General features: G+C 41.8%; 22 protein-coding genes and 1 tRNA gene. 9 read left to right on the top strand and 14 right to left on the bottom strand.

Annotated elements, in window-relative coordinates; translation table 11 throughout:
• Positions 1–10: 10 nt before the first annotated feature.
• From IEW76_RS14690 to IEW76_RS14650, 9 genes are all read right to left on the bottom strand, one after another.
• Entirely contained in the window at positions 11–1,420 is a 1,410-nt protein-coding gene (locus IEW76_RS14690; RefSeq protein ID WP_188655110.1) for a VWA domain-containing protein, read from the bottom strand.
• A 49-nt stretch (positions 1,421–1,469) separates the two neighbouring features.
• Positions 1,470–2,882, bottom strand: coding sequence for a VWA domain-containing protein (locus tag IEW76_RS14685; RefSeq protein WP_188655108.1), 1,413 nt, complete (start codon positions 2,880–2,882; stop codon positions 1,470–1,472).
• A gap of 15 nt (positions 2,883–2,897) precedes the next feature.
• Complete coding sequence (locus IEW76_RS14680) at positions 2,898–3,116, bottom strand: hypothetical protein (protein WP_188655107.1); 219 nt, start codon at positions 3,114–3,116, stop codon at positions 2,898–2,900.
• A 21-nt stretch (positions 3,117–3,137) separates the two neighbouring features.
• A complete protein-coding gene (locus tag IEW76_RS14675; protein WP_188655106.1) occupies positions 3,138–4,073 on the bottom strand; it encodes a type II secretion system F family protein in 936 nt (311 codons plus the stop codon).
• Positions 4,074–4,076: 3 nt separating this feature from the next.
• Positions 4,077–5,006, bottom strand: coding sequence for a type II secretion system F family protein (locus IEW76_RS14670; RefSeq protein WP_188655105.1), 930 nt, complete (start codon positions 5,004–5,006; stop codon positions 4,077–4,079).
• Positions 4,978–6,351 carry a TadA family conjugal transfer-associated ATPase gene (locus tag IEW76_RS14665; protein WP_188655104.1) on the bottom strand — a complete coding sequence of 458 codons (1,374 nt, stop codon included), beginning with the start codon at positions 6,349–6,351 and terminating at the stop codon, positions 4,978–4,980. The genes IEW76_RS14670 and IEW76_RS14665 overlap by 29 nt, the downstream gene beginning before the upstream one ends.
• A 27-nt stretch (positions 6,352–6,378) precedes the next feature.
• Entirely contained in the window at positions 6,379–7,521 is a 1,143-nt protein-coding gene (locus IEW76_RS14660; protein WP_188655103.1) for a CpaE/TadZ family protein, read from the bottom strand.
• Between the two features lie 51 nt (positions 7,522–7,572).
• The gene (cpaB, locus tag IEW76_RS14655) at positions 7,573–8,307 is read right to left on the bottom strand and encodes a Flp pilus assembly protein CpaB (RefSeq protein WP_188655102.1); all 735 of its coding nucleotides are present in this window, start codon (positions 8,305–8,307) and stop codon (positions 7,573–7,575) included.
• A 466-nt stretch (positions 8,308–8,773) separates the two neighbouring features.
• Positions 8,774–8,846, bottom strand: a tRNA-Ala gene (locus IEW76_RS14650).
• Positions 8,847–8,993: 147 nt separating this feature from the next.
• On the opposite strand from IEW76_RS14650, the gene IEW76_RS14645 reads away from it, so the two are divergent.
• Genes IEW76_RS14645 through IEW76_RS14635 form a run of 3 tightly spaced genes read left to right on the top strand, consistent with a single transcriptional unit; the run spans position 8,994 to position 10,893 of the window.
• Positions 8,994–9,212: a PLD nuclease N-terminal domain-containing protein gene (locus IEW76_RS14645; RefSeq protein ID WP_188655100.1), complete on the top strand. Its 219-nt coding sequence runs from the start codon at positions 8,994–8,996 to the stop codon at positions 9,210–9,212.
• Complete coding sequence (locus IEW76_RS14640) at positions 9,209–10,117, top strand: ABC transporter ATP-binding protein (RefSeq protein WP_188655098.1); 909 nt, start codon at positions 9,209–9,211, stop codon at positions 10,115–10,117. The genes IEW76_RS14645 and IEW76_RS14640 overlap by 4 nt, the downstream gene beginning before the upstream one ends.
• On the top strand, positions 10,117–10,893 hold the full coding sequence (locus tag IEW76_RS14635; protein WP_188655195.1) for an ABC transporter permease: 777 nt from the start codon (positions 10,117–10,119) through the stop codon (positions 10,891–10,893). Before IEW76_RS14640 ends, IEW76_RS14635 begins: the two co-directional genes overlap by 1 nt.
• Before the next feature lie 39 nt (positions 10,894–10,932).
• On the opposite strand, the gene IEW76_RS14630 is transcribed toward IEW76_RS14635, so the two are convergent.
• Positions 10,933–11,463: a GrpB family protein gene (locus IEW76_RS14630; protein ID WP_188655096.1), complete on the bottom strand. Its 531-nt coding sequence runs from the start codon at positions 11,461–11,463 to the stop codon at positions 10,933–10,935.
• A 268-nt stretch (positions 11,464–11,731) separates the two neighbouring features.
• Here IEW76_RS14630 and IEW76_RS14625 point away from each other — a divergent pair, with 268 nt between their 5' ends.
• Positions 11,732–12,511, top strand: coding sequence for an SDR family NAD(P)-dependent oxidoreductase (locus IEW76_RS14625; RefSeq protein ID WP_188655094.1), 780 nt, complete (start codon positions 11,732–11,734; stop codon positions 12,509–12,511).
• Between the two features lie 17 nt (positions 12,512–12,528).
• Here the strand turns inward: IEW76_RS14625 and IEW76_RS14620 are convergent, their stop codons facing one another.
• Both IEW76_RS14620 and IEW76_RS14615 read right to left on the bottom strand, forming a co-directional pair.
• The gene (locus IEW76_RS14620) at positions 12,529–13,254 is read right to left on the bottom strand and encodes a peptidoglycan recognition protein family protein (RefSeq protein ID WP_188655092.1); all 726 of its coding nucleotides are present in this window, start codon (positions 13,252–13,254) and stop codon (positions 12,529–12,531) included.
• Entirely contained in the window at positions 13,232–13,543 is a 312-nt protein-coding gene (locus tag IEW76_RS14615) for a hypothetical protein (RefSeq protein ID WP_188655091.1), read from the bottom strand. Before IEW76_RS14615 ends, IEW76_RS14620 begins: the two co-directional genes overlap by 23 nt.
• Positions 13,544–13,749: 206 nt before the next feature.
• Here IEW76_RS14615 and IEW76_RS14610 point away from each other — a divergent pair, with 206 nt between their 5' ends.
• From IEW76_RS14610 to IEW76_RS14590, 5 genes are all read left to right on the top strand, one after another.
• Complete coding sequence (locus IEW76_RS14610) at positions 13,750–14,763, top strand: ABC transporter ATP-binding protein (RefSeq protein WP_188655089.1); 1,014 nt, start codon at positions 13,750–13,752, stop codon at positions 14,761–14,763.
• Positions 14,744–15,718 (top strand): ABC transporter ATP-binding protein, encoded by a 975-nt coding sequence (locus tag IEW76_RS14605; protein WP_188655087.1) that lies wholly within the window; start codon positions 14,744–14,746, stop codon positions 15,716–15,718. The genes IEW76_RS14610 and IEW76_RS14605 overlap by 20 nt, the downstream gene beginning before the upstream one ends.
• A gap of 43 nt (positions 15,719–15,761) precedes the next feature.
• Positions 15,762–17,432, top strand: coding sequence for an ABC transporter substrate-binding protein (locus IEW76_RS14600; protein WP_188655085.1), 1,671 nt, complete (start codon positions 15,762–15,764; stop codon positions 17,430–17,432).
• A 131-nt stretch (positions 17,433–17,563) separates the two neighbouring features.
• Complete coding sequence (locus IEW76_RS14595; protein ID WP_188655082.1) at positions 17,564–18,568, top strand: ABC transporter permease; 1,005 nt, start codon at positions 17,564–17,566, stop codon at positions 18,566–18,568.
• 14 nt (positions 18,569–18,582) lie between these two features.
• A complete protein-coding gene (locus IEW76_RS14590; RefSeq protein WP_188655080.1) occupies positions 18,583–19,476 on the top strand; it encodes an ABC transporter permease in 894 nt (297 codons plus the stop codon).
• 59 nt (positions 19,477–19,535) lie between these two features.
• On the opposite strand, the gene IEW76_RS14585 is transcribed toward IEW76_RS14590, so the two are convergent.
• Together IEW76_RS14585 and IEW76_RS14580 are read right to left on the bottom strand one after the other, a co-directional pair.
• On the bottom strand, positions 19,536–20,996 hold the full coding sequence (locus IEW76_RS14585; protein WP_188655078.1) for an FAD-binding domain-containing protein: 1,461 nt from the start codon (positions 20,994–20,996) through the stop codon (positions 19,536–19,538).
• A gap of 131 nt (positions 20,997–21,127) precedes the next feature.
• Positions 21,128–21,424: a hypothetical protein gene (locus tag IEW76_RS14580; protein WP_188655076.1), complete on the bottom strand. Its 297-nt coding sequence runs from the start codon at positions 21,422–21,424 to the stop codon at positions 21,128–21,130.
• Positions 21,425–21,647: the final 223 nt, after the last annotated feature.

Below are 21,647 nucleotides of genomic sequence, written 5' to 3'. Positions count from 1 at the left end.
ACGGTTATTACTATTCCTTTGTATTCTCACTAAACTTCTCTTCAATAGATTTCTTCAACTCTTCAACTTTTTCAATATTAATATCTTCTAATTCCTTAATTAGTTGATCCTGTGATTCTTTTACTAGCTTCTCAATCTCATCTGCATAAGATTTAAGCTCTTTCCTTTGATCGTAAGTAATGATATCTTCATCAACTGCTGCGTATAACACCGTACCAATATCGCTCTCTTGAGAAACTCCTGTGGCATACCAGTCATTTTTAAATCGCGTGATGTCATAACCATTTTCTGCACTAGCATATTTAGCATCTGATAAGGCGTCTTCCTTCCATGCTTCCCATCGCTCTAACACTTCTTGAGAACGGTCGAATTCTTCATCAAGATCTTCTTGATTATTCACTGTACTGTACATCCCATTTGAGGCTTGAGCTACTTGTTTCAATTGTTGTTGAGCATCACTGTCCGCCTGAAATCCTATAATGTTAATAATGGGCTGAGCTTGTGAGTCTGAAAACTGTTCAGCAACTTGAACTGGGTTTCCTCCACACGTTTCAATCCCATCACTCACTAGGTAGATAAGATTGGTAGTTGAATCGCTATCAAACTGCTCCATAGACTTTTGCGATTCTTTTAAAGTGTCTGCGATTGGAGTCCAGCCTTTAGGTTCAAGTTGATTAAGGGCTTTAGAGAATTTCTCTTTGTTATAGCTTTGGAATGAGTAGACCTGCTGTATTGAGCTACAAGAAAGTTCCTTGTCACTTTCTTCACCGGATCCTTTATGCCCGTATACACGAAGTGACACTTTTGCTTCTTCTGGTACTTTACTTAGAAATAGCTGAATGGATTCTTTAGCCAAATCCATCCTTGTTTGCCCGTCGACCATTGCTGCCATACTTCCACTAGCGTCTAATATGACTTCAACATTATAGTTGTCTTTAAATTGAAACTTTGCATCTGGTAGGTCGGGATTTCCTGAGGCACCATATTCCCACTTTTTAATAGTATTTTGAGGGTCAGGAAAATCCTTTGCGATAAGAGAATACATGTACCTAAAGTACTGTTTTTTCGTTTCTTCATTCGAATTTTCTGGAAGTGGATCTAATTGATTAAGGTCATCAATAATCTTCTTTTTAACAATTTCCAAATCCGGATTTAAATGACCATACTTCCCTTGCTTTTGATTAATTAAATCCTTTGTTGTTTCTGGTAATTCATGTGAAGACCCGAAAAGTGCTGTATCCTCGCTGGAAGGATTCTCTTTATCTGCTTCTTGTTCTGATTCTGATAGATCCTTTAACACTTCTTCATCTTGTTCATTACTTTCTAATTTTTGTTCACCTTTTGCTTGTTCGCCTTGGTTGCTGCATGCTGAGAAGAAACAAATTAAAAGCCCTATCAATATCAGTCGGAATACCTTCATAAACAAAGCCTCCCAAGCAAACCCTTCCATCAATTCAAAGGATATGTTTTTACTTATCCGTTTTCTCACTAAACTTCTCTTTAATAGACTTCTTAAATCTATCTAACTTCTTAGCGCTAATATTTTCTAACTGATTTTCAATCTCCTTAGAAGATTTCTCGGCTAGATCTGATATTTGAGAATCCCATTTTTCCATTTCTGAAATTTGATCATATGTTAGTATTTCTGCATCTTCTGCAAGATTCATAACAGCGGTGATCTTATTACTTTGATCAAGGTGCTTATAATACCAATCATTGGTGAACCCTAATATATCAAAGTAATTATCTGTTTCAGCATATTCTGCTTCTGACATAGCATCCTCTTTCCAATCTTCCCAGGCCTCTAATACTTCTTCAGCACGATCGAACTCCTCTTCAAGAGCCTTTTGATTATTTACAGTGCTATACATACCATTTGAGGCTTGAGCTACTTTCTTAAGTTGTTTTTGTGCTTTTGGATCTGCCTGAAACCCAATGATGTTGATTATTGGTTGAGTTGTTGATTCCGAAAAATTCTTAGCTATTTTAGCAGGATTTCCATCGCACGTTTCAATCCCATCACTTACTAGATAGATTAAATTTGTGCTGGCACTAGGATCAAACTGACTCATAGATTGCTGCGATGCTTTTAAAGCATCTGCAATTGGCGTCCATCCTTTAGGTTCAAATTGGTTTAATGCCTCAGAGAATTTTTCTTTGCTATATTGATCAAACGAGTAAACTTGCTCAATGGAATTACAAGATAACTCTTTGTCACTATCGGAACCAGACCCTTTATGGCCATACACACGTAAAGAAATATTTGCTTCTTCAGGTAAATCACTTAAAAAGTTTTGAATAGATTGCTTGGCTAATTCCATTCTTGTTTTTCCATTAACTTTAGCTGCCATACTTCCACTAGCATCCAGAATGACCTCAACATTATAGTTATCTTTGAATTGATACTTCGAATCAGGTAAATCAGGGTTTCCAGATGCACTGTACTCCCATTTATTTATCAGGTTTTGTGGATCTTCAAAGTCTTGTGCAATTAAGGAGTACATATACCTAAAATAGAGTTTCTTCGTTTTTTCATCTGCATCTTGGGGTAAGGGATCCAATTTGCTAAGATCTTCAATTACTTTTTCCTCAACCCCATCAGCATACGGCTCTTGATCGGCATATTTCCCTGGCTCTTGATGGATCAAATCAGATGTGGTTGCTGGTAGTTTAGGCACATCCGCTAAGGCGGATGTACCTGAACTAGTCTTATTCACCTTTTCATCGTTATCTTCATCTGCATTCGAATTGTTTGTTGTTATTTTTTGCTCTTCATTACCTTCAGGTTGACCTTGATTATTTTGAGACTGTTGCTCATTATTACTACAAGCAGCCAAAAGAAAAGCTATAATGCTCACAAGAACCACAACATTTTTTCTCATTTCTAACTCCCCTAATCAACCGCCTCCACCGATGTTATCAATTAGTCCACTGAACTTCTCAACTACGTCGTTACCAATTCCAGACCCAGACATCGCCTGAGAAATAACCCCAACCACAATCACAACAACCGCCGCAATCCCAATCCACTCAAGTGTCTGAGACCCTCTTTCATCTTCCTTCATATCCGTCACAAAATTCATCATAGATGCAAACCAGTTTTGCAAGAAATTCATATCATATACCTCCTAAGTTTTTTAAAAGTTATTAAAAATGCTGTTGTCTCCTAACAACATGTTCATCACCATTAAGCCGGCGATAATTAAAATGGAAACAGGTGCGACTAAGAAAGTTGTCACAAGCGTCACTTTCGGTGAAGCTTTCGCCGCTAATTCTTTAACGCGTTCTTCTTGAATCTTTCGAATATCTTCTGCTTGAATTTTAAAAGTTGTTGCGATCGGTACTCCCAAATTCATACCTTGTATTAAAGACTTTATTAATGTTTGAAATTCTGGATTATCGTTTCGACTGAGTAAAGATCGATACGCCTTTTCTCTTGGTACGCCAAGATCAATCTCCTGGTTAAAGCGAGAGAATTCTTCTCGTAACGGGCCGTCAAAATACCGTATCACCTCCCTCAAAGCATGATCTAAACTAACCCCCGCCTGCAGGCTTGTGCTAACCGTGTCTAAAAAATCCGGTAGATCCTCTTTTAAGGCTTGCTGGCGTTTCTTTGCTTGTCCCCGAACGAGAACGATCGGGAGAAAATAACCTATAATCGGTGCAAATACGAGCGTGTATTGGGACAAAGGAAGGCCCATGACAACCGAGAGGATTCCTAAAAATACCCCCGCAAAGGTGAGGAAAATCTTGAGTCCTTGAAACCTTTCGACAGTTAGCCCAAGTGGGTTGCCTGCTTTACGCAACCATTCTTGAACGTCACGGCTTTCACTGAAGAAGTTGACGCGTTGGCCGATATCAGAGAAATCATCCGCATATCGAGTCACACGCTCGAAAATCGCTGCACGCCGGCTTTTCTTCTTCGTTTTCTTCTCAAACGCATCAATATGCGTCACAGCTGACACATGCCCTAACACATCACGTTTGGCCGTAAGGTATGACCAGAAATGCTTCAAAGCAAGCACCGCACATAACCAAAATCCTATGATGGCAACTATAATTAATGCATCCATACGCTACACCCTTATCGTCGTAATCTTACGAATGAGGAAAAAGCTCAACACGAGAGCTGATATAAAGATAACTAGAATAATTAAGCCAGGCCCTGTCCAAAGAGGGTCGATAAACCCTTCCACGATGTTGTTCATGAGTAAAAGGAGTACAACCGGCAAAATCGGAATAATGAACGACGTGTACCGCTGTTCTGACGTCATCGTTTGAATCGTCTGATGAAGAACTTTACGATCTTCTAACGTAGTGGCCATCGTCTCCATCGTGACCGCCAAGTTTCCACCGGTTTTCTTCTGGATTAGAATGGTAGCAATAAACAAATTAAACTCTCGTGATTTATTCCTCTTTTGGATTGACCGAAGCGCTGTTTCAAGAGGTACCCCTAGTCGTAATTCATTCGCAATGCGGCGGAATTCGTCCCCCGCTGGGGCTGCAACTTCTCGTGCTGCAATTTCAATCCCCTGGTTGATTGTTAACCCAGATCGCGCTGAGTTCCCGAGAATCTGACACACCTCTGAAAGCTGGTTATTAAACCGCTCTTCGTATTTGTTCTTTCGTAGTAAAAATAAGAAAAAGTGCGCGGCCAACATGAGCGCTACCGAAATAACAAAGCTTAAGCCTGTTGGTACATTGAAGATACTTGCAAACATCACAAACGACACAAGCACCCCTAATATAAGAATGCCGATGTACTCAGACGGCAAGAGCTTTACATTCGCATTGCGTAACTTATCACTTAGAGGCTGAGCTTGTTCAGATGCGTCAAATCGGTCGCCAATGGAACTAATAAAACTTTTACGTGCATCTTCTGGATACCAGGTCTTCACCCGCTGCTTCCATTCCTTCTTCGCACTTCGGTAACCAAGAAACGCGTACAAGAAAAGGAGGAAAGAGAGAACGGCCAGACTATATAGTATAGACACTGCGATGGTCATCAGCGTATTCCTCCTTCGGCTTAAAGAACGATTGATCAAACTCTAACCCAAGTGACCGTAAATGATCGAGGCAGTTCGGCACGACCCCTGTCGCTGTATAATTTCCAAGAATTGTCCCCTCATGGTCAACCCCAGTACGCTGAAATTTGAAAATATCACTTACTTCAATTTTGTTTCCTTCTTTCACATGGATCTCTGATATGTTCATAATGCGACGAGTCCCGTCAGATAAGCGTTCAGCCTGGATAATAAAATCAATCGCACCGACGATATACTCTCGAATAATATGCGTGGGCAAATCCATTCCAGCCATGACTACCATCCCTTCTACGCGGTTAATTGCATCCATTGGCGTATTGGCGTGAACAGTCGTTAAAGAGCCTTCGTGACCGGTGTTCATAGCTTGGAGCATGTCAAAGGCTTCGTGTCCCCTGACCTCCCCCACAATGATACGATCCGGTCGCATTCGTAACGAGTTTTTCACAAGTTGACGAATGGAGATCTCTCCTTTGCCTTCAACGTTTGGCGGTCTTGCTTCCATGCCGACCACATTATCCCGATCTAGACGTAACTCTGCAGAATCCTCAATCGTGATCAATCGCTCTTGATGAGGAATAACTTTCGCAAATGCATTCAAAAGGGTTGTCTTTCCGCTTCCGGTACCGCCTGAAATTAATACATTTTGTTTCGCTTTCACGAGGGCTTGAACGAATTGGGACATGTCTTCTGTAAAGGTGTCGTTCTCCTGCAGGTCCTCTACGGTGAACGGCGTCCTTCGGAACTTTCTGATCGAGATTAACGTGCCCCCTAAGCTAATCGGCTCAATAACGGCGTTGACACGACTTCCGTCTGGCAACCTCGCATCCACCATCGGCGAACTTTCATCAATACGTCTCCCAAGAGGTGCAACAACACGATCAATAATGTGCCGAACGTGTGACTCATCTTTGAAAACGACATTCACTTTTTGAAGTTGTCCGTTCTTCTCAACAAACACTTCCTTCGGGCCGTTTACGAGAATCTCCGTAACGTCATCATCTTTGAGCAAGGCTTCAAGCGGCCCGAACCCAACACTCTCATCAATTAAGCGCGAGAGAAGTGATTCCTTATCTTCCCGTGGTAGAACGACCTTTTCCTCAGAAAGGAATTGGTTCACAAGGCGCTCGAGCTTTAGCCGTTTCTCAGATTCTCGTAAACTCGTTAAATGATCTAGATTGGTTTCAGCTAATAGACGTTCCTTATAGTGATCAACGAGTTCATCAATGTACGTATGATTGGTCAGGACATTCGATTCATAGGTCTCACCTCTTGAACGATCACGGTTGTTACGTTGAAATAGCGCCATCGTAAGCACCTCCTCTTCCCTTAAAGATTATTTCAACATGGAGCGAACCCAGCCCTGAATGTCCTTCGAAACCGGGGTCAACTTCTTTTCTTTCGCCTCTTTACGAAGCGGGGCACCCTGATTAACTGCAGCCTGTACCCCTTTGATATCTCGACGCAACTTGGCTGCAACTGGATAGGTGACAAATCGTTCGAGATCCTTTTTAGTGAGCTCGTTCTCACGCCCTGAGAAGTTAATCACAAGTTCAAGCTTCTCATCTGTGTTAATGGCTAGCTGTTTGAACAAGTCCTCAACATTTTTCAAAATACGTAACGCCGCTGTATCAAGGGAAATCATATAAAAGATTCGGTCAGACTCACTAAGAGCCGTGTAAGTCCGCTCCTCCATCCACGTAGGCAAGTCAACAATGATAAAGTCATAGTTTCTTTTGCACGCGCGGAGTAGGCGAACGACAAAGTCCTCCCCGATCTTCTCAGCTAACTCAGCATCACGTGGACTGATAAGTACATCTAAGTTTGAATAAGACTCTGACGTGGCAATATTACGAATATGGTGTTCATTAATTTCTTGAATAACCGGAAGCAAATCAATAAGAGAACGGTTGCTACTAACGTTTAAATACGTTTCTGCTCCTCCATACTGCGTATTCAAGTCAATAAATAACACATTTGCCGTCGACTCGAGTTTCAACGCCTGAGCAAACGAAGAACCAATTAAGGACTTCCCTGTTCCACCTTGACCGCTATAAAAGGAAAAGATCTTACCACCACCCCGGCGAAAGTTCTCTGTTGATCGATCCCGTGAGCTTTGCAGGCGTTCGGATAACATGTGTATGCGTTCTCGAAAGACGCTCTCTTCTTCCGGGAATACAAGGTAATCAGACACACCCAAGCGCGTGATCTCCCTTAACAGATCAAAATCACTTTCGTTATCGATGTACAGAATAAAGGCTTTTGGAAACTCTGATAAAACGGTTTGGATCAGATCAGAACTCGATTCGTTGTCTGTATTTAATACAACCGCCAGTTCCACTACATGCTTTTTCAACTCATACGATAGATTTTGTGACGACAAATGAGTGAATTGAAATTCCTCTTTCAGCTGGTCAGTGATCGCTTGTTCTAACGTTTCGTTATTTCCAATTAGAAAAATGTCATGGGTTCTACTCATTTGGACTCCTCCGAATCAACATGTTTTACCTATGGGTTATTTGTGAATAAATTACTCTTCACCATCTTGCTTCTCTTTGGTTTCTTTATCTTCTTCAGTAGATTGTTCCTCTTTCTTCTCGTCCTTCGGCTTCTGTTCTTCTTCCGACTGCTTCTCTTGTTGAACCGCTGCAGCGCTTTGACCTACATTGGCTTTTACAATCCGTGTGCTGTCTGCATAATTTTGCATATGAATCAAACGCGGTACCTTTTCAAACGGAACCTCTACCTGAACCCCTGCAAATTCGCCGTCTTTTTTTGCTACCTTTGCTACCTTCACGTCTTCCATAAACACTTCTGTTTTACTTTCTCCTTCGAATTCATGTGAAACAATGATATCGACTCGGTCTAATGCCAGAAGAGGCTCATCGAATGTAACCCGCTCTGAAGACATTATCGTAATTAAACGATTGTCCTCTTCTGTCACAGTCGACACCTGCTTCAGTAAATTCTTTGTAATAACGTCTCCTTCTGATAAAGGCACAACTGTTACTTTATTCATCAAATCTTGTTCGTTTGTGATATGTTCATCCCGCAAATACTTCTGAGGGATCTCTTCTGTACGAATGTTGTTTGGTGTAATGGCATCTCGAGAAGAGATGTTTTCATTCGCCACAAAGACTTGAACCATCGTCCCTAAATTCGAATTGAGTGCCTGTACTTTTTGAAGTACTAAGAACCCTGAAGTTCCAGCAAGCACAATTGCAATTGAAAAGAAGATAATGGCCCTTCGTTTGGACTCAAGCATAGTTCGAAACCACCTTTTCCTAGAATAAAGTCGTATGTTTACAGAGTTGGGTTTGATTCAGCTTAGACTTTTAGACATTAGCCACTACAAGAAGAAGCTAATGTGACTTATGTACCATTCCTGCTTTATCTTCCAGTTATCACTAAATTCTGTAACTTTCGTCAGTATGGTAACATAAGTATCCTAATCCCAAAGTCCCGAAACCCTAAAATATTACAAGAATACCAAAAAGAGTACAAAAGTCTTAGGTTCATAATCCTTCCATATTTTCTACAAAATGTCGAAACCGGGTCCATCAACTCGAAAAAAAAAGAAATCCTTGCCAGAAGGATTTCTTCGTGTTATCGGAACATATTTATTCATTTGGGCTCTTTACTCTGAGTCTATTCAACTAGTGAAATTATCCTGTTCACTTTTAAAGACATAAAAAAAGCCTTCTTGCAAATATGCAAGAAGGCTTTCTCGATGGAGCATAGCGGGCTCGAACCGCTGACCTCTACACTGCCAGTGTAGCGCTCTCCCAGCTGAGCTAATGCCCCGAATGTAATGTAAGTCAACGACTATTATACTGTACTATGGTAATCTTAATCAATCCTTTTTCAAAAAAATCTAATTTCTTATTTTTTCATGAACCTTTCCCCTCCCCCATACGTTATATAAGTGAATACGTAGAAGGGATGATTGAAATGGAACAAACATTTTCTGAAGTGATCAGTAGCATTCCATGGGGGATTGTAGCTCCTCTCCTAGTTATACAAAGCATTTTACTTATAGTCGCCTTAGTGGATTGGTTTAGAATCGAGAGCACAAACGGTCCTAAGTGGGTCTGGTTAATCATCATACTATTCTTCAATATACCTGGCCCTATTCTTTACTTCCTTATAGGAAGGAGAAATGATGGATGAGTTTTATACACGTACAACATTTAAAGAAACAATTTGATGGGACTGCTGTGATTGAGGATGTTTCCTTTGAATTAGAGAAAGGAATGTGTGTATCCTTACTTGGTCCAAACGGAGCTGGCAAAACAACCACCCTGAGGATGCTCTCCGGGTTAATGAAGCCAACGTCTGGCCTCATTACGTTTGAAGGCAAGTCCAACAAAGAAGACATTCGTTCTTGGATTGGGTATTTACCTCAATATCCTGTCTTCCATAACTGGATGTCAGGTCGTGAATTCCTCATCTATGTTGCTCGCTTAGCTCGTTTATCTAAGAAAGAGGCCGCAAGCCGTGCGGATCAACTTTTACAAAAAGTAGGATTACACGAAGCTAAAAACCGTAGGATCGGAAAATATTCTGGTGGAATGAAGCAACGACTCGGGATTGCACAGGCCATGATTCACCGCCCCAAATTAATCATGCTCGATGAGCCAGTATCCTCCCTTGACCCAAACGGGCGTCGTGAGGTGCTAAATTTAATTGAAGAATTAAAGAAAGAAACGACGATCTTGTTTTCGACACATATCTTAAGCGATGCCGAGGAAGTGAGTGACAGACTATTGCTTCTTCATAATGGGATACTACATCATTCAGGGACAATTGAAGAACTACAAGCAACTCAAGCCGTAAACAGAATCATTATAGAATTTGAATCACATTCAGAGCAATATATTGAACAACTCATTTCATTACCAGAGGTGCTCCAAGTAGAGCCTCACGGAGATGCACTCTACGTTGAAGTGAACAAAATAAAGGATGCAAGGTCAGCTATTTTACAACAAGCCGTCGAACATCACTGGCCTCTTACCTCGTTTGAAATCGGACGCCTTTCCCTAGAAGAGTTATTTATGAAGGTGGTGAACGAGTGATGCAGTGGATGACACTATTTCAAAAAGAGACACTCGAAAATTGGCGGAACTTCAAGTGGTTGTGGGTACCGATTACATTTATTCTTGTAGCTGCCCTCGATCCAGTTACGACACATTATTTACCCGTCATTCTTGAAAAGTCTGGTGAGTTGCCTGAAGGAGCAATCTTAGACTTACCAACTCCCACACCGCCTGAAGCATTCTTATTAAGCTTCGGACAGCTTAACCTCCTAGGCGTTGCCGTTGTGCTACTTATGACGATGGGAATCATTGCCGCAGAGCGTAAGAGCGGGGTTACAGAATTAATTCTAGTAAAACCTGTGAGTTATACAGCCTACATTACGGCTAAATGGGCAAGCACGCTTGTACTTATCTTTTTCAGTTTATTCCTTGGTTTACTAACTAGCTGGTATTACGTCAATATCCTATACGGAGACTTAGCATTCTCTATTATGATCGGTTCCTTTTTCCTTTATAGTGTATGGATTACATTTGTCCTTACCATCTCTATCTTTATGAACGTATTCTTTAAAACACCGGGACTGGTGGGATTTCTATCAGTAGCCCTTATTATTCTTATTAACAGCCTTAACGGACTTGTCTCAAGATTCATTGACGGGTACCCACCTCAAATTAATGCGTATATAAGGGAGTATGTCATAAACGGCTCAACTAGCGGAGACCTGTGGCTTACTTTAATCATCACTCTTTTACTTATTGGTGTATTGTTGATAAGCTCCGTCTTGATATTCCGGAAAAAAGAACTCGCTGCATAGTAGGGAATAAAGAAAAGGAGGCTCATGTAGAGCCTCCTTTTACTTTGGTCGTTTATCCGTGATCCTCTTAACGAAAGCTTCTTTATGATCCGTGTAAGCAACAATCCCTTCCTCGTCTCCGTTAATAAAATCAAATTTTAAGTTCTCGTAAGCTCGTTTCTCATCTTCATGCTCATTCAAGTAGTCTCTAAAGAACAAGAGATTATTCCATAGTTCGCTCTTATATTCCATTAAGTGCACGTAATGTGTCTTTACCTTATAGCTCTCGTCAGTAAATCTTGCGAAAACTACTTCACCTGGACGTTCCACACGCAACTGTAGAAACCCACACGCTTTAAGTCCAGCTCGTACGGGTGACTTCACATTCTCCAAATCATCCACACCAACCATCAAATCGATAATTGGCTTTGCATGAATGCCTCCGATAGCTGTACTCCCTATATGTTCAATTCGTACACCTTCCAACCCAGTATTCTTCACTAGACATGCATGAACGTTATTGAATTCAGTCTTCCATTCTTTAGTGTGCGGAACGATTTTTACCTCGTCCTTTGCTAATCCTAATCTCATAATATCCCTCCACAAAATAATTCCATTTAATGCACAAATCTCCTTCTCTAGATTTAGAACTCACTAGAAACGGGTAGATTATAAGAAAAAGGAGATTGTCCATGTTTGCTATAGTATCTTCCATTGTTATCGTTCTTGCCGTCATTATTTTTCTCGTCTTTGGACGCTTCCGTGCTTAAACAGCCAAGTTGACTTTATGGGTAAACTTATGTATGGTTTAAATACTTAAACATACGAACTAATAAACATTCTAGGAGGTTCTTTTGCTATGAATCCAACTGCCCTTATTACAGGAGCATCTAGTGGTTTAGGATACGAATTCGCAAAACTTTACGCAGCAAACGGCTATAACTTGATTATAACTGCCCGAAATGAAGAGAAACTTCAGAAGCTGAAAGACGAATTGAATCACATAGAGGTTACGATCATTCCTAAAGACCTCTCTCAACCCGGGGCTTCAAAGGAATTGTACCAACATGTCCTGGATAAGGACCTTACGATCAGCGCGCTCGTTAACAACGCTGGTTTTGGATTAAATGGGTATTTCGATGAACTTTCCCTTCAAGAACAACAAGATATGCTTCAAGTCAATATTACAGCCCTGACTGAACTTACGCATTACTTCCTGCCTTCTTTGAAAAAGGCAGCGAATCAGGGATTGCCGGCTGGAATCTTAAATGTGGCCAGTACTGCTGCATTCCAACCTGGTCCTAAAATGGCTGTTTATTATGCTTCTAAATCTTACGTTCTTTCCTTCTCAGAAGCCATGGCGGAAGAATTAAAAGGCTCCAATGTACATGTCACGACGCTATGTCCTGGTGCAACGGAAACGAACTTCTTTAAAACAGCAAAAGCAGAAAATTCTAAGCTTACTTCGAGCACCATGTCTCCCCAAATGGTTGCTAAAGCTGGATTCGAAGGATATATGAAGAAGCAGCGCGTCATTGTACCCGGTCGTGTAAACCGCGTGAGTGCCCTTGCTGCTAAATTTGTCCCTCGTTCTGTCGCCGCTCGCATTGCACAAAATATGAATAGTGCCAATTCCTAAAGGAGTTGGCACTATTTTTATGCATCGATTACATAAACGATCCATCCGAACTCATCCTCTAGTACGGATGCATAACGCTCAGCTTCCTCTTTTGATACAAAGGTTCCTGTTATGAGTCTGTATGGAGGATTAAAGTTTGAATGGTCTGCTCGTTCATACACCGTCCAGTTAAAGCGACTTAATAAGCGCTTTTTCCCTCCCGATAGTTCTTCGGCCGTAGAGAATGTGCCTGTCATTAATCGGTATCTTTTGACGTCTGCTTCCACCTTCGCTTTTTCCAACACAGCCCTATAGTCAAAACTAGGACATGCTTTCCATTCATAACCTGGAAATTCATTGTGACCCAACGTCCGCTCATAGCGAGGCATTTCTTCCCTCAATGCCTCATGAAGGGCCTTGAACGCCTTCTTTTGATCTAGACTTGGCTCATAATACCTAAAATCTCCTACCAAACAAACTCCAATCGCTCGTTTATTCCCATTTCCTACGTGATAACTCATTCGATCCAAATCGTGGTTCCATTCAATCGTTCCATCTTTCAGGATGACAAAGTGGTAGCCGATCCCTGGCCATTGGTTCGTATGGACGTGATACCTGGCAAAAGCTTCAGAGTCTCCTTCATCCGTTAGAGAATGGTGAATCGCTATATCTGTTTTATTTTCTAAACCAACCCGTTTATAATCTCCATCCCGCGCCGTTTTCCCCCGTAAATCTACTAGTTTAGGTAGACTTTTGACTTTCATCCTCTTCCTCCTTCTTACTCTCTTCTTCTAAGCTTTCTTTATCGGCTCCCTGATCTAAAGACTCTTGTTCCTTTTCTTTAGACTTAATTTCCTCCTCTAATACTTCCTTAATGACTTCCTTCTCAGGTGAATGGATGACTCCAAGGAAGATCAAGATTGAGAGAATCACACTCACGTACATTTCATATCGATCTACCATATTGATAAACCCACAATCCTGTAAAAACATCCCCAATAATGCTGCAATAGCTACCCACAGTCGGTAACTCTTCCATCTATTCCTTTTCATATACTCACCTCCTTGTCTCTTTCTATAAGATATGAAGGGTGGTCCTCCTTTGACTGTACAATTCAGGAAAACCAACGCCTCTCACCCCTATAATCTCTTGCAAATTAACTTAAGGTGTCTATTTTTCTACCAAAATCATTTCGTGAATATTCATTTCGTTACATGAATAGAGTGATAGTACTAGATTTAGAGAAAGAGGTGGAACTGTGGGCAAGCAGCAGGACATTTTACATGTACAAGGATTACGGACAAGTTTCTTCACTGATAACGGGATTGTTCCAGCAGTAGATGATATCAATTTCAGCATTCATAAAGGAGAAATATTGGGGATTGTTGGGGAGTCCGGATGTGGAAAGAGCGTCACTTCTCTGTCGATCATGGGGCTTCTCCCTCAAGCAGGAAAAATCGTCGGCGGGGAGATTTTTTTCCAAGGTGAATCCCTGACTAAAGCTACTGAAAAGAGAATGCGATCTATAAGAGGAAATGAAATTGCAATGATTTTTCAGGAGCCGATGACCTCACTCAACCCCCTTTTTAAAATAGGGAACCAGCTCACTGAAGCCATTCATACACACCAATCATGTTCAAAAGAAAAAGCGAGAAAGCGAAACATTGAGATGCTTGAGCTTGTTGGGCTACCAAGAGCTGAACAACTACTAAACGATTACCCTCATCAGCTATCAGGCGGCATGAGACAGAGGGTTATGATTGCAATGAGCATGATTTGCGAACCACAACTTTTAATTGCGGACGAGCCTACAACAGCCTTAGACGTCACGATTCAGAAACAAATTCTTCAGTTGATGAAAGAATTAAACCGGAAACTTCATACATCTATTATGATGATTACTCATGACCTCGGGGTTGTAGCTGAAGTCTGTGACCGAGTTGTCGTGATGTATGCAGGAAAAATTGTTGAGGAAGCGCCTGTTAGGACGCTTTTCAAACACGCCTTACATCCATATACAAAAGGACTCCTCGCATCTGTTCCTGATATTCGTTCCAAGAAGGACCGCCTTCAATCCATACCAGGTAATGTGCCAAAACCTGGATCTATTGATAAGGGCTGTCGCTTCGCTGAACGATGTGAACATGCAATGGAGCGATGTTTTGTCGAAGATCCCCCTCTTTATAAGATGGAGACGAATCAACAAGTAAGATGTTTCCTTTACGACACAGAGACGAAAAAGGAGGCAAGCCATGAAACTACCATTACTTGAAGTGAACCAGGTTAAGAAATACTTTCCCATTACCGGTGGCATCTTCGGCAGAAAAGTCGGAGAAGTAAAAGCCGTGGATGGGGTTTCTTTTGCGGTATATAAAGGAGAAACGTTAGGACTTGTTGGGGAAAGCGGGTGTGGAAAGTCAACAATTGGACGTCTCCTACTCCGCCTCCTAGAGGTAACAGATGGTGAAATTCGTTTTGAGGACAAAGATATCCACGCACTCTCATCTAACAACATGAAAAAGATTCGAAAAGAAATGCAGCTCGTCTTCCAAGACCCCTATGCCTCCCTTAATCCAAGGCACAAAGTTGAGAAGATCCTAGAAGAGCCACTTATTGTTCATGGCATTAAGGGTAAAAAAGAGCGGAGAGAACGTGTTATGAACATGCTCGAAACCGTCGGATTAGACCGATACCATGCCGAGCGTTATCCTCATCAATTTAGTGGCGGACAGCGTCAGCGAATCGGTATTGCTCGTGCATTAATGACAAATCCGAAGCTCATTATCGCCGATGAACCTGTATCGGCTCTTGATGTTTCTATACAATCTCAAGTTTTGAACTTGTTAAAGGATTTACAGGCTGAATTTGACCTCACTTATATTTTTATTGCACATGATTTAGGAGTTGTTCGTCATATCAGCGACCGTGTTGGCGTAATGTATTTAGGAAGAATGGTCGAGCTAACAGACAGTGAAACACTTTACGAGGAACCGCTTCACCCTTACACCAAGTCTCTCCTCTCTGCTGTTCCTGTGCCAGACCCAGACCATCAACCAGATAGCGAAGTTTTAACAGGGGAAATTCCGAGCGCTTCCAACCCACCTAAAGGCTGTGCCTTTCATACAAGGTGTAAAGAGTGTATGGACGTCTGCAAAACAAACCGCCCTGCTTTTCAAGAAATCAGTCCTGGGCATCACGTTGCGTGCCACCTTTATGGTGATGCGTAACCTTCATATAAAGCTTTTTAAAAATTAAGGGGGAATTTCAAGAATGACGAAACGTTTTTGGCTTTTATCATTACTACTTATGCTTGTCTTATCTGTGGCTCTAGTTGGTTGCAGTGACAAGGAGAAAGAGGAAGAAACGAAGGAACCTGCTACAGAAGATCAAACCGATGACGCTACAGAAGAAACGACGAACGATGGTTCACAAGAGGGGACTGCGGAAGTAAAGGATACCTTAGTTTATGCTCGTGGTGGAGACTCAACAGCTCTTGATCCGATTACAACGACAGAAGGTGAAACATTCCGCGTTACCGAGAACCTTTTTGAAACGCTCTTAAACTATGAAGAAACAAATACAGAACTTGTGCCTGGATTGGCTAAAGGCTGGGGAGTTTATGATGAAGGATTAACGTATAAATTCTTCCTTGAAGAAGGGGTTACGTTCCATGATGGCACACCGTTTAATGCAGAATCTGTGGTGTATAACTTCGAGCGCTGGATGAACGGCGACTCCGATCAATTCCCTTACTACACGATGTTTGGTGGATTTAAAGGGGATGAAGGGCACGTCATTGAAAGTGTGGAGGCAATTGAGGAATTTACTGTTCAATTTACTCTCACACGTCCACAAGCTCCATTCCTGAAAAACTTAGCCATGTCTCCATTCGGAATGGCTAGCCCTGCTGCACTAGAAGAATACGGAGACAAGTTCACAGAAAACCCTGTTGGAACAGGACCTTTTAAGTTCTCTGAATGGAAGCGAAACGAACGTATTGTATTAGAGAAGAACGAAAATTACTGGAAAGAAGGACTTCCGAAGCTTAATAAAGTCATTTACACAGTTATTCCTGAAAACTCCGCTCGCCTGAATGCTCTAATGACAGGTGAGGTTGATCTCATTGATGGCGTTAACCCTTCTGATGTAGAACGCATTAAAGCAGATGACACTCTTCAACTACTAGAACGCCCATCTATGAACGTTGGATATATGGCCTTTACGGTTAACCGTGAAACGCCTATGGCTGATGCTCTAGTTCGCCAGGCTCTCTCTCATGCTGTTCCGAAAGATCAAATTATTGAAGCATTCTACGGAGGATTAGCAGAACCTGCTAAAACCGTTATGCCTCCGAGTATCGAAGGTTACAACGATGATATCGAAGATTATGAATACGATTTAGAGAAGGCTAAATCTCTCTTGGCTGAAGCTGGATATGCAGATGGATTCGAGTTTGATTTATGGTATATGCCTGTTCCACGCCCTTACATTCCAGAAGGCCAAAAGATCGCAGAGGTGCTACAACAAAGCTTTGCTCAAATTGGAGTAACAGCGAACTTACAAACAGCTGACTGGGGTACGTATCTTGAAAAAGCCAGCAAAGGGGACTTTGATGCCTTCTTACTCGGCTGGACAGGTGACAATGGCGACCCTGACAACTTCATATACACTTTACTTGATAAAGACAGCATCGGCAGTAACAACTATGCTTATTACTCAAACGATGAGCTTCACGACATCTTAATTGAAGCACAAACGATAACCGATCAAGATAAGCGTAACGAACTTTATAAAGAAGCCCAAGTTATCGTACACGATGACGCACCATGGATCCCGCTCGTCCACTCTACTCCAGTCATCGCAGCTAAGAAAGAAATCAGCGGCTACATCCCACACCCAACCGGATCCGAACCAGTCACAAACACAGAATTCACCAAATAACATTTTCACACATTAAAGCAGTAAACGGTGCCAGACACCATGCCACACTGTACAGCATTAAAGTGGTGCAGGGTGTCTGGCACCCTTCTTTATGATAAAGCAGTAAAGTTTGCTATTACGGGAGGTGTCGTATGGGGGCTTATGCAGTTCGTAGGGTTTTTATGCTTTTACCTGTTCTGTTTGGAATGAGTTTACTTGTATTTTCTATTATTTATTTGATACCAGGAAATCCAGCTCAAATTATTTTGGGGCAACGAGCAACCGCTGAAGCCATTGCTGAAGTGGAGAAACAGCTCGGACTTGACCAACCCTGGCATATTCAATATGTAGATTATATTGGCAGTCTTCTTCAGGGCGACCTTGGGACTTCTATTAAAACGGACGTTCCAATCAGTCAGGAGATCTTCCCTTATCTCGCTGCTACAGTAGAATTAACGATTGTCGCTATGGTCATCGCTATATTTATCGGTGTCAACGCAGGAATCATTAGTGCTTGGTTTCATAACTCCTGGTTCGATTATACCGCTATGGTGTTTGCTCTTATTGGTGTTTCGATGCCAATCTTCTGGCTCGGTTTAATGGAGCAATATATTTTCTCTGTTCAATTAGATTGGCTCCCTTCTACCGGTCGTTATGAAGCTTCAAGCGTAATCGATCCCATCACGCATTTGTATTTGGTGGACACACTTATACAAGGAAACATGGAGCAATTTACAGACGTAGCTAAACACTTAGTTTTACCTGGCATTGCTCTTGCCACTATTCCAATGGCTATTATTGCCCGTATGACTCGTTCGTCGATGCTAGAGGTCATGCGTTCTGATTATATCCGTACCGCCCGCGCAAAAGGACTCACAAACTTCTGGGTTGTGTACAAGCACTCTCTAAAAAATGCCGTGATCCCTGTCCTTACTGTTATAGGGCTTCAAACCGGCCTCTTACTAGGTGGCGCCATCTTAACCGAAACCATCTTCGGTTGGCCAGGTATCGGACGCTACATTTATGATGCCATCCAGTACAGGGACTACCCTGTAATCCAGTCTGGAATTCTATTAATAGCCACAATCTTCGTCTTTATTAACGTTATTGTGGACTTGCTTTACGCCTTGATTGATCCAAGAATCGATTATAAGTAGAAAGGAGGAAACGCATGCAGACCACACCTTCCCTACAACAACCCGCTAACACCTCTATAGAGAAACCATCATCTCCATGGCGTGACGCATGGCGAAGTTTTGCCAAAAATAAAATCGCTATCGCAGGCCTGAGTATCGTTGTCTTTTTTATCTTAGTAGCCCTTTTCGCCCCATTCATTATGCCCTATGACCATACGAAACCTGATCTAATTAATCGATTAAAGGGCCCTTCTGCTGAGCACTGGCTCGGGACAGATGACTTTGGACGAGATATTCTATCACGTATTATTTACGGTGCACGCATCTCTCTTTGGGTTGGTTTCTCTTGTGTTGCAGGATCCATCCTAGTAGGTTGTACACTTGGAATAGTAGCCGGCTTTTACGGAAAATGGGTGGATACAATTATCTCAAGAATATTTGATATTCTCCTGGCCTTCCCTAGCATCCTACTCGCTATTGCAATCGTAGCTATACTAGGACCTGATTTACAAAATGCACTCATAGCCATCGCTGTCATTAACGTACCAAATTTCGGGAGACTCATTCGATCAAAAGTGCTGAGTGTGAAAGAAGAAGAATACATCACAGCGGCTAAATCAATCGGTATGAATGATGCGCGCATCCTTTTCCATCACGTACTTCCAAACAGTATGACCCCCGTTATTGTACAAGGGACACTTGCTGTAGCTACAGCAATTATTGAAGTAGCTGCACTAAGTTTCCTAGGTCTAGGTGCACAGTCACCAGACGTCGATTGGGGGAAAATGCTCGCAGATTCAAAAAGTTACCTCGTACAAGCCCCTTGGACGATGATCTTCCCTGGAATTGCTATTATGCTGACGGTGCTTGGTTTCAATTTAATGGGGGATGGCTTGCGGGATGCCCTGGATCCGAAGATGAAACAATAACACTCTTGATCAATTAAAGACGCGAAGAGTTCGATTAACTCTTCGCGTCTTTATACAATCTATTCGGTAAACAAATCAAACACGATTTGTTCATCCTCTTCCTTAACCGCTTTCTTCTTTTCTGAACCCTCCCCTTTATTCTCTACCTCTGCTATACGTGCCTTCACATTTCGATTAGCTCTACCTACATCAACAATGGGACCATAGTATTCCAGGTGAAAGAAGCCATCATATTTCCAAGGTTCATGGATGTATGAATCCGGCACATGCTTTAATTCCGGTACATACTGACGCACAAACCTCCCTTCCGGATCATACTTTTTCCCTTCTTTGACAGGGTCATACAAGCGCCCCCTTTTAATAGATTCAGGTGATACTACTGAATGTACCTGTTTATAATGAATACCTGGCTCATAATCTACGAAAAGCCCTGCAAGGTAGTCAGCTGGTTCCTTCCAGTTCATCCTAAGTGTGTGGCACGCAAAAGATAAAAGCATGGCACGTAATCTATTGTTAAGCCAGCCAGTCTTTATGAGAGCTCGCATAGCTGCATCAATCATAGGAAGCCCTGTCTCTCCTTTGGACCAACGTTCGAAGCCCTCTTGCCATACTTCCCGACTCTGATCAAAGGTAGGATTACCAGAGGTGTAAACAGAACTAGGGTGATCCTCAATCCATTGAATGGAACGACAATGCTCTTCCAATTTTGAGTTGAACGCTTTTAACTGTTTCCGATCATCACTCCTATCACATTGCTCCAGAGCTTCCTTCGTCCGCTTAACGACCTGCCTCATAGATATATTCCCCCAGGCAAGGTAAGGAGAGATTCGGCTACAAGTGTTCGTTGAAGCAAGAGGATTGGCGAGTTCTTCTTTGTATCTTGTAAAACGTTCATCAAGAAAACTCTCAAGCGTTTCATGTGCCAGCCCTTCTCCACCTTGTTGCCCATATTTAATGCGCGATCCACCTATTTTGAATCTCGAAAGCGCGTCCATATTAGTGGAAATTGTACTTGGGAGGTTTTCCTGGTCAATGGTCCAAATTGAATCAGGGGCATTCAAGACAGGCATCCCGATAAACTCTTTCCAATCTTTCTTAAAAAGCTCCTCACTCCTCTCTCCTCGCACAACGCCACAATGTTGATATTCATGAAAAAGTAGACCCCGAACCTTCATCCATTGACGCACACGCTTGTCTCGCTCGTATGTAAGTGGGGTTCCATTCTCTTCATGAGCATGTAATGTGAAAGGACCCACCGATTCGTAAATCGTATGAAGAACGCTCTCCATCTCTCCAATCGTCACAAACAACGATCCCCCTAATTTTTCAAAAGCTCCCTTTAAATCTTCCAAACTTTCTTGCACGAACTGAAAATGACGAATGGATAATTCGCTCCCTTGCCAGATAGATGGTTCCGCCACATAAAGAGGTAAAATAGGTTCCTTTTCTCTCCATGCTTCTTGAAGCGGACGATGATCATGAATCCGTAAATCTCGTTTATACCAAACTACATGTAACACAAGAATCCCCCCTCTTGATGTACAATTATTGTAAATCAAATTGGAAACATTCGCACAGATCTAGAAGCCATCTCCTTAAAAAAAGGAGTACTCGGTTAACCGAGTACTCCTTCTCTAACGATCTCAAAACTTTATAAATGATAGGCAATTCCTCTGCAAAATTCGTAAACAAAATCTGCATCAACCATCTTCGTTGACCCATTAGCAGAGCATAAGTAAAAGGTACCATCAAGATTATGAATATAGTCACCGCTTCCAACATATTGACCGTTTCTTAATTCGATTAAGCAATTCGGCACGTGTACGACATTTTCATTTCTAAAAGTAATCAAATACTCTACCGCTTTCTCATCTTGTTCCTGTTTCGCCCGGGAAATGCTTTGCAATAAACTTAAGTCCGATTCGAGGTATTTCGCTGTCATTGTCATATGCATACCCTCCTAATTATATTTATATAATACCCGTTTCCAAGTATTATAAAACGTTTCTAGTGAAAAAGCGCGCGAATTTTGTAGATTGTTCTAAATTTTCTAATAACATTATGTAAAATTTTTATCTATATTAGTCGATCACTTATATACTTAAGCCATCATGGGGACTCGCTTCCCTAAAAGACAATAAAAATAGTTCAGCTCAAGAGGAGATCCCCCC

This window comes from Pontibacillus salipaludis, assembly GCF_014642405.1.
In the GTDB taxonomy this organism is placed as follows: domain Bacteria; phylum Bacillota; class Bacilli; order Bacillales; family BH030062; genus Pontibacillus; species Pontibacillus salipaludis.
This window is presented reverse-complemented; position numbering and strand designations above follow the sequence as displayed.